At 35.8% G+C, this 12,529-nt stretch carries 7 protein-coding genes; 1 reads left to right on the plus strand and 6 read right to left on the minus strand.

Going from position 1 to position 12,529, the window contains the following annotated elements; translation table 11 throughout:
- Nucleotides 1–128: 128 nt before the first annotated feature.
- Together ACFOUY_RS12130 and ACFOUY_RS12135 are read right to left on the minus strand one after the other, a co-directional pair.
- Complete coding sequence (locus ACFOUY_RS12130) at nucleotides 129–1,448, minus strand: alpha/beta fold hydrolase (protein ID WP_378960956.1); 1,320 nt, start codon at nucleotides 1,446–1,448, stop codon at nucleotides 129–131.
- Between the two features lie 493 nt (nucleotides 1,449–1,941).
- Entirely contained in the window at nucleotides 1,942–2,331 is a 390-nt protein-coding gene (locus ACFOUY_RS12135; RefSeq protein ID WP_378960957.1) for a LiaF transmembrane domain-containing protein, read from the minus strand.
- A 519-nt stretch (nucleotides 2,332–2,850) separates the two neighbouring features.
- On the opposite strand from ACFOUY_RS12135, the gene rpiA reads away from it, so the two are divergent.
- Nucleotides 2,851–3,540, plus strand: coding sequence for a ribose-5-phosphate isomerase RpiA (rpiA, locus tag ACFOUY_RS12140; protein ID WP_378960959.1), 690 nt, complete (start codon nucleotides 2,851–2,853; stop codon nucleotides 3,538–3,540).
- 427 nt (nucleotides 3,541–3,967) lie between these two features.
- Here rpiA and ACFOUY_RS12145 read toward each other — a convergent pair whose 3' ends face one another.
- From ACFOUY_RS12145 to ACFOUY_RS12160, 4 genes are all read right to left on the minus strand, one after another.
- Nucleotides 3,968–6,322, minus strand: a complete 2,355-nt coding sequence (locus ACFOUY_RS12145) for a TonB-dependent receptor (RefSeq protein ID WP_378960960.1) — start codon at nucleotides 6,320–6,322, stop codon at nucleotides 3,968–3,970.
- 81 nt (nucleotides 6,323–6,403) lie between these two features.
- The gene (locus ACFOUY_RS12150) at nucleotides 6,404–8,365 is read right to left on the minus strand and encodes a hypothetical protein (protein ID WP_378960961.1); all 1,962 of its coding nucleotides are present in this window, start codon (nucleotides 8,363–8,365) and stop codon (nucleotides 6,404–6,406) included.
- Nucleotides 8,366–8,376: 11 nt separating this feature from the next.
- Nucleotides 8,377–9,798 carry a 3-keto-disaccharide hydrolase gene (locus tag ACFOUY_RS12155; protein WP_378960962.1) on the minus strand — a complete coding sequence of 474 codons (1,422 nt, stop codon included), beginning with the start codon at nucleotides 9,796–9,798 and terminating at the stop codon, nucleotides 8,377–8,379.
- A gap of 285 nt (nucleotides 9,799–10,083) precedes the next feature.
- A complete protein-coding gene (locus ACFOUY_RS12160) occupies nucleotides 10,084–12,372 on the minus strand; it encodes a GH92 family glycosyl hydrolase (protein WP_378960963.1) in 2,289 nt (762 codons plus the stop codon).
- Between the last annotated feature and the right edge of the window lie 157 nt (nucleotides 12,373–12,529).

Genomic DNA, 12,529 nt, shown 5'->3' on the forward strand with positions numbered 1-12,529 from the left:
ATAAATATATGAAAATCAACACTTTAAACCAAAAAATAACATAAAAAAATATAAAAAATTTAAGCAAAATAAAAGGACTGATCATTTTATTTATGATACAGCCCCATTAATTTAAATTGTTATTAGTTTTATTTAATTTTTATCCATGCTACAATATCATTTATTAAACTAGCTGAAACACTTGAGAATGCCATGTATTGAGCACCCGTACCTTTTTCTACCTGCTGGCTAAGCAAATGATTTAATTCTGGATAAAACTTAAATTCTGCATTCGAGTTTCCAGCCAAACCTGCCTTCCATAAGTCATAATCTTGCTGCGTAACCTGGTAATCGTTCCCACCCTGAATAACAAAGATTCGAGGTTTTGTTATCTTTTTCATTGCAGCAACCTGATCGTAATTATTAATATCTATCCAGTAAGAGGCTGGAATACCCAAGATGATAGAATCTGGTTTCATAGTTCCAAGCTGAGTAACTTTACCTTTAGCAATTTCTACTGTTGCTAATTCAAGTTGGGTTTTAGCGGCTTTAGCGGTATCATTAGCTTTATCGAAAAGATATTTATTTTGTTCGAGCATTAAATCTGCTAACTTTCTGGCAGGAGCGGCAGCCAAAACAATACCACTTAAATCTGGCACCAAAGTAGCTATCCTTGGGGCGAGCATACCACCCAAACTATGCCCAAACAGATATATATTCTTTATATCAGCACCCTGTATTGTTTTTGCTAATGCAATTGCAGCAACTGCATCGTCTAAAACCTCTTCTTTAACGGTAAAGGTTTTTCCAAATTCGTATGGATAAACTAGTGTTCTTTTAACATACCTAACAGAACCGATTCCTTGAGCGGCTAAACCTGCCGCTAAATCTTTAAATGGTTTATTTGGCCCTACAGTTTCATCCATATCAGATGGCCCACTGCCATGTACAAAAACGACAACAGGAAAATTTTTAGCGTTTTTAGGTGTCGTAATAACTGCCGCTAATTGATGCCCTGGAGCAGTAACATAAGTTGATTTCTCAGAATACAAAGTTGTATCTGCATAAGACGGAGCTAAATACTTTGAAACGTTTGGTTTAGGTGCAAGGAAAAAGCCAACAATTTTCTGAGTTTTATTAAAGCCCAGAATAAAGTTTTGCGACCCTCTTTGAAATTTACCTTCTACGGTAACAGCAAAAAAATCTCCTTGGGCTTTACTTTGAACAGCTTCTAAAGATTCTGCTTTACCTAAACTTGCATTAATATCTGTCCAAATCTTTTTTAGGTTTTCTTCTGATAGTTTTGATTTAACGGATTCGTCAAAAATACTGTAAGCCTCGGTATATTTCTCTTGTTGCATTAAGTCAAAAAAGTTATTTGCCCCATTAAATAAGGTTATAACGTTTTGAGAGAAAGTGGCCGTTGTAAATAGCAATAGTCCAAATACTAGTAAAATGCTTTTTTTCATGAAATTATAGTGTATTGAGTTGTGTTTGATTTTCAATATACCAAAGTTAATAATATTTGATACCGATTTAATTATTTAACAACTAATTTATTAGTTTTAGTTTCGAATTTGGAGCTTTTTAGTCGATTTTTAACATAAAGGTTTGTGCCTATTTAATTAAGAAAAGTTTAAAAATGATTTATAGATTTTATAAATGTGCGTGGGGACACGCACCTTGGCTATTTCCATGGAACGTGTCTCCACGTTCTATAAAGTAAAAATAATATTTTATGCCTATTTAATTAAGCTAAAAAATAAATTTAAATCAGCACAATATTTTTAAATCTGAGCGTTTATATTACCGAGAGCGTTAATTTAGATGACGGGGATGCTGCTTCGGTGGAATCCCCGTTTCTTTTTTACTTAAATTTTCTGTTCCTATTTTTTCGAAAAACAAAAAAAGGGACACGTTTAAAAAATGTCCCTTTTCAGATATATGATGGAGTTAAGAATTTTAACTTTTTATTTCATGCACATCAGCACTATTGTTCTGAAAGTTATTATCTAAATTTTTATAATTCTTTGGTTTTAATATAACCCATAAACCTAATCCGATTAGTGCTATAGCTGTAGTTATTTTCGACATCTCGAAATCAAATAGTGTAATATCTTTTAATGTAAATATTGCACCAATTACGGTTAAGGCTAACCAGCCACTGCCTTGAAAATTTTTACGGTAACCTATCCATAAACCTGCGCCCAACATAACGGTGTGCCAGCTAAGAACCCAATGTGGCACATCAACACCTGTATTTCTAAGTAAGAATACAGCGCCAATAACAACGATTAAAATGCCTAAACCCATTTGTTTATCAGCGTGGTTTTTTTTGATTAAATTTTCCATGACGTTTGTTTTTATATATCAAAAGTAGCTCGAAAATTAGCACTGGGAAATGGCTTTTCTATGAACAAATAAATTTTATCGGTGAGTGAAATAAATTTGTCGGTTAAAATATTTGAGCGAATTAATGATCAGCTAAAACGTCGGCGAAATACTCAAAAATCCTTTGATTCTGTTAGGAATATTGATTTGCCTAAATATCTATAACTGTTTAAATTTAATCCAAAGATTTCTCCGCAAGGTCGAAAGGATGAGATGAGCATAATCTTTTATACTATAAAATAAATTAGCTATCAGAAAACTCGGTTTGTACCTTCAATGAAATATTTATATAATATCGTCGCTTCGATTATTGCACAGCAAAAAGGGAGAGAGATTTTCAGCAAATCCTTAACGATGTAATAACGACCTGTAAGGATACCAATGCTATTAAGTTAAGGTGGATTTTGTTTTTTGACTATATTATAAAAGTCTTTATTGCCAATACAAGGCATGTTACAATAAATTATTTATTTTTACTTTATGGATGCCATCGATAAAACCAAGCAAGATGCAGAGAAATTAGCTGCTGCTAAAGAAGCTGTTAAGTTAGTTCAAAACGACGATGTTGTAGGCTTGGGTACAGGAAGTACGGCAACTTTTGCTATTAAAGAACTTGCCGAAAGAATAAAAAAGGGATTGAAAATCAAAGCTGCAGCCAGTTCTGTTAAAACCGAAGAACTTGCTATTTCTTATGGGATTCCAATTTTACCTTTAGAAACTCTCGGCTCTATAAATATTAGTATTGATGGCGCTGATGAGTTTACTGAAACACTCAATTTAATAAAAGGTGGCGGAGGTGCTTTGTTTAGAGAAAAAATTATTGCTTCGCTAAGCAAAAATGCCATAATTGTAACCGATTCATCTAAAAAAGTAGATAAACTTGGTGCATTTACTGTTCCGGTGGAGGTAATTCCTTTGGCTTTACAATACGCTCTTAATCAAATTGAAAAATTAGAAGGCAAAAGTGTTTTGAGAAAAAGGGATGGGAAAACCTTTATTAGCGATAATGGAAATTATATAGTTGATGTTGATTTCGGGTTAATCAATAATCCAGATAAAGTTGCTTCTCAACTTAACCAAATTGAAGGAGTATTGGCCCACGGACTTTTTATCAACTTAACCGCTAAAGTAATTATGGCCAAGGGCGATGAAATATTAATTTTTCAGTAAATATTTAACAGGAGACTATGTCTTCACCAATTAGATCAACAGTAGGTACACTAAGGGAATAAATGATTGTGTTCTGTGAAGACACAGACCATGGAACGGCTTAGATTTTCTAAGAATCTTAGATGGTTTAAAACATGTTCTTATAGACCTCTAAAAAAATAAAAAAATCACCTCTTGCACAATAAAACTCGAATGTAGCGTTTATGTATATGAGAGCGTTAATTTAGATGATGGGGATTCTGCATAAGTGGAATCCCCATTTCTTTTTTCCGTCATTATGTAAACAAAAAAAGCTGACATTTCTGTCAACCTTTTAGTAATTTGATAATTTTCGATAAACTAAAATCTGATTTGTTTTGAAACTAAATCGGTAAGGTATTTTCATAATAATAGAAGCAGACCTTCGAGGAATTAAACCTAAAAGAGTTTAAAATCTTCCTGTTAAGCTTACACCATAAGTACGTGGATTGCCTAAATGGGCAGCTCCAAAATCGTAAGCATAATCAATGTAAGTTTTATCGCCTAAGTTTCTACCCCAAACAAATAAATCGAATCTTTTATTCGTAACTCCAAATTTAGCATTGAATAAATTGTAGCCTTTTTGCTCAATTTGATTTGCTAAATCGTAGAACTGATTTCCTGTGAAAATCCATTCGCCACGAGCAACCAAATTTAACTTAGAATTTTTATTTAGTTCGTAGCTGTATTGTGGTGCAAACATAGACGTTAATTCAGGCGTATAAAGTTGTCTATTACCATCCAAATTTACTGTTGCCCCATTTTGTGGTAATTGTAAAGAAGTATATTTTGCATCGGTATAACCTAAATTATAATCGATACTTAAACCTTTTACAGGTTTTGCGGATAACTCTAACTCTACACCTTTACTCGTTAACTTTCCTGCATTTCTAGTGATCGTAACCGCATCTGGTAAAACCAAAACTGGAATCTGAGCATCAGTTAACTTAATGTAAAATGCAGAAAAATTAACGCTTAATTTATCGTTTAAGAATGTATTTTTCGAGCCAATTTCGAAATTGTTGCTGTATTCTGGTTTGTAAGAAACTAAAGGTAAAACCGATGGGTCTGATCCTAATTGAGTTAATCCACCTGCTCTGTAACCTCTGCTATAGCCCGCATAAACATTGTTTTGTTCAGTTATAGCATAAGCTAAACTAAGTTTTGGAGAAAAGGCTTTAAAACTTGCTTTAGCTGCTGTATCATTTTGCGTGATAACCGGGTCCATTCCATCCATTAAGAGTTCACCTAAAGAATTTTGTTTTTTATGTTCGTAATCGTAACGTAAACCAGCAGTTGCCGATAATTGCTGGGTTAAAGCATAAGTTAACTGGCCGTAAGCTGCAATACCATAACTTTTACCTGTATTGGTATTCAAGCTCGTGAAAAAAGGAAATGGTGCGCCAACCAATTCAGCATCAGCGCCAAAATAGGTGCCCTGTTTAACTGGATTTTTTTGATAAAAACCATATAAACCAGTAACCCATTTCAGTTTAGAATTACTTGCCGCAGGAGAACTCAATTTAAATTCTTGCGTGTAAACCTGAACTTTGTTCCAATCTTTACCGTAATTATTAATAATTGCTACACCGTCAATTGGAGAGAAATCGCCATCAATTGGTTGCTTGTAATACCTGTAATTAGATTGATAAGCGGTTTGAGAGCTGAAATTGATTGATTCGCCAGTATAATTTGCCGATAACGATGTATTGAATAAATTATCAACCATTTCGGTTGTTGCATTCTGATTTAACACAAACGGATTTGATAAAGCATCGTTAACCGAACCAGCTAAAGGGAAAGTTCCGTTATTGCGGTTTTCGTTGTGCTTTACATTTAAAGTAAGGGCAAATTTAGAACTCGCCAAAAACTTTAAATAGTAATTACCTAAATAACCATGGAGCTTATCAAATTTCGAATTATTAAACTCGTTGGTGTAAAAACCATCGGCTTTATTAAATAATCCGGCAGCGCCGAAAAATAATTTATCTTTAATTAAAGCAGTGCGAATGCCTGCACTATATCTCTGTTGGCCAAAATTACCAAAATCTACACCAGCAAAACCAGTAGTGTAATTTGATGGCTGTTTAGTGATAATATTTATCACACCGCCCATTGCATTTCTGCCATATAATGTTCCCTGCGGGCCACGCAAAACTTCAATACGTTCTACATCAAATAATGAAGCTATGTAAGTATCTAAACCAAATTGATTAACGCCATCAATATAAGTTGCAACAGCCGGATCGTAGGATGTGGTTCCAATACCTCTTATTGAAGTAACATTACGACCATCTCCAGGATTGCTACTGTAAAGATTTGGTACAATTGATGATAAATCTCTTGTATTAAGAATTCGGTAATCATTAACCTTAGTTGCTGAAAATGCCGTAATAGCCGTTGGTATATTTTGAATATTTTCTTCCGTTTTCTGAGCTGAAACCGTTACCTCATCTAAACGCTGATTGGTTTCAGCCAACACAACACCAATGGTTTCACTCGTATTTGCATTTATGATAACAGCTCCAAAGCCAATTGCATTAAATTTTAAACTTAACTTTCCTGCCGGAGGATTAGTTAACTCAAACTGTCCCTTGGCATTTGTTACCGTATTTAAATTCGAATTTAAGATATGTACAGTTACGCCAGCAATTGCATTATTTTTTGCATCGGTTACACTACCCACAATTTTACTGTTTTGCTGTGCATTCACTGCAAAGCAGATTAATAGGCTTAAACCTATTAATGATAAGATTCTCTTCATTTTCACTCTATCCTTTTTTTAATAGAAAACGGCCGGTGTTTCCACCAACCGTTTTACCAAACTAATACAAACTAACTATCTTTATTTATCTAACGAATTAATCCACGCAGCAATTTTTAAACCTTCGGCCTTAGTAACCTGTGGCATTGGCGGCATCTCGGTAGAGTAACCTGGCCAGTTTTGCGGTTGCGGGTTGTGGATTAATGATAATATTTTCTCAGGAGAATATTTACGTTTTGCAATTTCTACAAATGCGGGCCCGATTTGTCTTTTTGTCGGATTATGACAAGCCGTACAAGTATTTTTAGTCAACAAACCTTCTACCTCTTTAAAAGTTGGTGCTTTCGCAGCTACAGTTTTTGCTGGTGCACCCTTCGCTTCAGGCTTAGTTCCCGTGCCTGCTTTTGGCTTCGCTGAAGTTTTTACAGGCGTTGCAGATGCTTTTGGTCCGGCTTCAGAGTTTTTCGTACTTACTTCACTCATTGATAACTTATCACCATCAGCGATTTGATTTAAGGTGTAATAGGCAACCGGATGAACTAACGAGTAGAAACCTTCTTTATCACGAACACCATCTAAAGTTAAAGTGTGAATATAATACTGACGAAGATTTGGAATAATCAATCTAACCTTCATTCCATCTTCTGATACTTTAACACCATTAATTTTTAATGTTTCGGTATTTACCGGAGGTGAACCATATACTGGATGGTATTTATAAATGAAGCTCTCTGCTGCGTAAGAAGCTAAATCTTCTGCCGATTTACGATCGACTGGTTTAGTAAATTCTACTTCAAAACCATCGGGCATAGAACGTACAGCCTTCATTTCGAAAGGAACTTTACCATTATAAACCAAACGCTCTAAACCTTCATTTGCATCTCCTGCAGAGCCCCAACCACGGTTGGTTTCGCCAACAAATAGAGAGCCATCAGTTCCCCAAGCCATGCGCAAAACACCAGAACGGAAACCTTTTCGGAATAAGAAAGCAGCGCCTTGTTCTTCGCCTTTAACTGTTTCAAGGAAAATTCTTGAGATGATACTCATACCCTGATCGCCTGCTAAAATTTGACCAGCAAAAGGACCGAAGGTATTTTCTGGAATTTTTAAAGGCTCAGAAGATGAGATCCCTAAAATTCCGTATGGCAACCAAACTGAAGGTAATTTTAATTCAGGAAACACTTTTTTCATATCGAAAAGTGTTTTGAATGTTTCGTTTACTCTGTTTTCTGGCTTGATATATCTGCCTTGCTCATTTTTAATTCTACGTTCATCAATGTTAGCATAAAAGAAATCGGAAGTTAATTTAACAGGAGAATCTGATCTTCCGGCCCATCTTAAACTTGCCGGATGACCCATAAAATCGCCTTTGTTAACTTTCCATAAACCACCAGAACCAACCCAGTCGCCTTGGTTTTCTGTGTAGTAAAACTGATTATCAATCATACCAATACCTGCCGGAGAACGGAAACCTGCTGCATAAGGCGTCATTTTACCGTCTTCGGTAATATTCATTGCCCAACCACGCATTGGCACACGGCTTTCGCCTCTCCACCATTCTTCATCACCAAAAGCAACGTTAGCTGTAACCAGGAAAGTTCCATCTGCGGCTATTTTCGGACCGAAACTATACTCGTGGTAATGACCACTTAAAGGCCATGCATAAACAGTTTCGTAAACATCAGCCTTGCCATCCATGTTTTTATCAACCAATTTGGTTAATTCTCCACGTTGCGCAACGTAAATCACACCATTTTTATAGGCAATACCTAATATTTCGTGTAATCCGTTGGCAAATCTGCGGAAATATGGTTTTGTACTTGTTGGATTTTCGACAATGTAAACTTCTCCCCTACGGGTTGAAACCGCTAAGTCGCCATTTGGTAAAGTTACTAAACCACCAACTTCTAAAATTGGCCCTTCAGGAACACGTACTTTATTTATTCTGAAAAAATCTTCTTCTTTTGGTGTTTCCTGAGCAAAAAGTGTTGAAAAGCTTAAGCTTAACGCCATTATTGCAAGTGTTTTAAATGTATATCTCATCGTTATTCAGATTAAAATAAAATAGAATAATTCAATTTGCTTCCGATTGCCATAATCAGTTGTTTTTTACCATTTACATCTCTAACAACTGGTTTTTCGCCGTTAGGAAATTGTAAATAATAAGATTTATCATCAACCAGATATAAGCCTTTCGAAACTTCATTAATGTCTGCAACTTCACCTAAAAGTAGATAAAGGTCTTTTGCAGGCTGGTCTAAAGTTACTTCCCGGGTTAGTCCTTGTCCGTTTTCCATAACTTTTACAGCATCAGTAACTTTTGTTCCGTAAATGATATACTTAAATTCAGGGCGTTCCTGGTTATCCATAACGTAACCTTTTGTACGGAAACCCGTTCCTGCGGTATCTGCAACCCAGACACTTTCTGGTGTTGCTAATTTTGAAATTGCCAAGACAGGTTTTTTAGTGAAACGGGTGACGCTACCTAAAGGGCGAGAAGTTCCGTTTCCACGACCATCCCACATTGGAGTTGCATCTAAGAAACCTCCGTGCCAACCTTGTAATAAAGTTCCGTTATCTAAATCGTAGCTATAAGCCACTTGTTGCGGACCACCAACTGAAATGGCATGAACAGAGCGTACACCAGGCATTACATCAACAAAACTACGAATCATTGTATTTGTTGGTGCATCTACATAAATTGGATCTGCACCACCGCCTCCACGGCGGCCATTTGGTGTTGCAGTTGCAGGAATATCAGTAATTGAAATATTTCTGAATGCTATAGAACCATGGTCGCCTTGCAAACGCAAAGGTGCAAACGCTTTTTCAGTTCCGTATCCTCCTCTTGTGGCGCCATTTAATTCTACATTTTCGTGGATAGTTACACCATTTAATTCAACACTGATTAATCTTGCATTATCTGTCTTTTTTCCAGCATTATCGAATTTTGGAGCTTGAAAAACAATTTTAATGTGTTGCCATAAACCTGGCGCTTTACTGGCATTTTGGCGTGGAGCAATCCCTCCATAACCTTTTTCACCTTCGGGTTTATCATTATCCCAACGCTCATAAACACCACCATTATTTGATGAAAGCGGATTTTTTACTGTCCATGAATCTTCTAATTGAATTTCATAATTACTTTGAAGATAAATTCCAGAATTTGTTCCTTTCGCAGTTAAGTAATCCAGTTCTAAAACGAAATCGCCGTATTCTTTAATTGTTGTTAAATCAAAGCCTGTTTTTTTAGGAGACGAAATATTTAACAAAATGCCGCTTCCTTTTGAGCTTTTTATTGAATTGTTTTCATTCAAATCCGCAGTTACATCTCCAACTAAAGACCATGAGTTACCGGGTTCTTTAAATGCGGATAAATCTGTAAGCGGAATATTGGTTTGCTGGCCAAATGCAAGGCAAGTTCCAATGAGCCAAACAAAGGCTGTTGAGCCTGCTTTTAAGACGTTAATCTTCATAATATTTGGTTTTGTTAGTTATGTTATGGTTTCTTCAACCAATTTATTAATTCGTTAGCTTTATCAATGGTAGCGTGTCAAATCCAATAAGTTTTCGACAAGCTACCATTGAAGTTATATAAACTGATATTTAACCATCTAAGGCACCTAAGAAAATCTAAGCTTCTCCATGGTCTGTGTCTTCACAGACCATGATCATTAATTCCCTTAGTTTACTTACTGTTGGTATCATTTGTATCGATTTTTTCAAAATAAATTAACCCTCAGAATGATAATTTTAACTTTTTATTTTTCTGTAGATAATGAATAAGGAAAATCTACAGGGTTTGTACCTCTTGTTTTATTTGGTGTAGCAGCCATATTAAAGTTTAATATGGCTCCTTTTTGTAAACCACTATGGCTTATCCAGTTTTTAGAATAAGGTTTTCCATCCATTTGTAATGATTGAACATAACGATTATCTGCACTGTTAGACGGAGCGTTTATTACTACAGTTTTACCATTCTCTAAAGTTAAAGTTACTTTTTTAAATAATGGAGCACCTAAAACATATTGATCTGTAGCTGGCGTTACCGGATAAAAACCCATTGCTGAGAAAACATACCAAGCAGAAGTTTGTCCGTTATCTTCATCTCCACAGTATCCATCTGGTGTTGCCTTATACATTCTATCCATTGTTTCACGAACCCAGAATTGAGTTTTGTAAGGTGCACCGCCATAGTTATACAAATAAATCATATGCTGAATCGGTTGATTACCATGCGCATACTGCCCCATGTTTGCAATCTGCATTTCACGAATTTCGTGAATTACACCACCATAAGCACTTTCATCAAATACCGGAGGCATAGAAAAAACTGAATCCAATTTAGTTACAAATTTATCATGACCACCCATTAATTTAGCTAAACCATCAACATCCTGAAATACCGACCAAGTGTAGTGCCAGCTATTACCTTCGGTAAAAGCACCGCCCCATTTAAACGGACTGAAAGGAGTTTGGAAAGTTCCATCTTGATTTTTCCCTCGCATTAAACCAGATGCAGGATCGAAAAGATTTTTGTAATTCATTGCTCTTTTCTTGTAGATATCAATTTCTGAAGCTGGCTTGTTTAGAGCTCTTCCTAATTGATAAATGGTAAAATCATCGTAAGAATACTCTAAAGTTTTTGCCGCATTTTCGTTCTTTTTAACATCAAAAGGTACATAACCTAATTCGTTATAATATTTAACGCCATCACGACCAACTGCTTCCATTGGCCCTTCGTTATTAGCACCATGTTTAAGCGCTTCCCACAAAATATTAATATCGTAACCACGAAGACCTTTAATGTAAGCATCGGATACTACAGAAGCGGAGTTATTACCAACCATAATATTTGCATAACCCGGACTGCTCCACTCTGGCAACCAACCACCTTCTTTATAATCATTAATTAACCCTTGCTGCATTTCTTTATTTATCGATGGATAAACAAGATTTAAGAATGGGTACAAAGCTCGGAAAGTATCCCAAAATCCTGTTCCTGCGAACATGTAGCCAGGTTTAGTTTCACCAGTATAAGGGCTCCAATGCACAATTTGATTTTTAGCATCTACTTCGTATAATTTATTTGGGAAGAATAATGTGCGATATAAACAAGAGTAAAAGGTTCTCATTTGGTCGATTGAACCACCTTCTACTGCAATTTTACTTAATGTTTTGTTCCAAACAGCTTTTGCTTTTGATTTGGTAACATCAAAAGCATCGCTAGCTAACTCTCTTTTTAAATTAAGTTCTGCCTGTGCAAAGCTGATAAAAGAAGAAGCTATTTTGGCAGTAACTTTTTCGCCTTTTGCAGTTTTAAAACCAATTACTGCGCCAGTATGGTCTGCTGTTAATTCTAAATCCTGATTGTTTAATTCTTTTCCACTCCAGGTTTTAGCAATTGAAAAATCCTTATCAAAATAAATTACGAAATAGTTTTTGAAATTTTTAGGTAGCGGACCACGGGCGTATTTGCTGGTATAACCTATAATTTTTCTTTCTTTCGGGAAAATTTTAATGTAAGAGCCTTTATTTTGAGCATCTACCACTACAAATGAACTATCCGTTTTAGGGAAGGTAAATCTAAATTGGGCAGCTCGCTCGGTAGGTGTAATTTCGGTAGTTACGTCAGCATCAGCCAGATAAACGCTATAGTAATATGGCTTTGAAACCTCTGCTTTATGGCTAAACCAACTGGCACGTTCGTCATCACTAAATTTCAATTTGCCAGTTACCGGCATAATCGAAAAGGCACCGTAATCATTCATCCAAGGTGAGGGCTGATGCGTTTGTTTAAAGCCACGAATTTTATCTGCATCGTAAGTATATGCCCAACCATCACCCATTTTGCCTGTTTGTGGTGTCCACATGTTCATGCCCCAGGGCACACCAATTGCAGGGTAAGTATTACCGTTTGATAAGCTCGGTTTAGATTGCGACCCCATAAGCGGATTTATCCACTCAACCGGGTCGGTGATTTTGCCCACTTGTTGTGCGAAACTGCTGTAGGCCGCAAAACTTAATAAGGCGATAAATAATTTTCTCATTTTGTGTGATTCAGTTTATGTGTTTTATCTTATCTTCTTTCGTTGTAAACCTGAAATTCAGCAAGTTCTACTTGTTTATCAAATTTATCTATTAGTATTCTAACTTTTTTGCCCCAAACTCTGCTAAATCGATGAATTTTTATTCTTGATGCATCTG

It is taken from the genome of Pedobacter jamesrossensis, assembly GCF_042650905.1.
Lineage (GTDB): Bacteria > Bacteroidota > Bacteroidia > Sphingobacteriales > Sphingobacteriaceae > Pedobacter > Pedobacter jamesrossensis.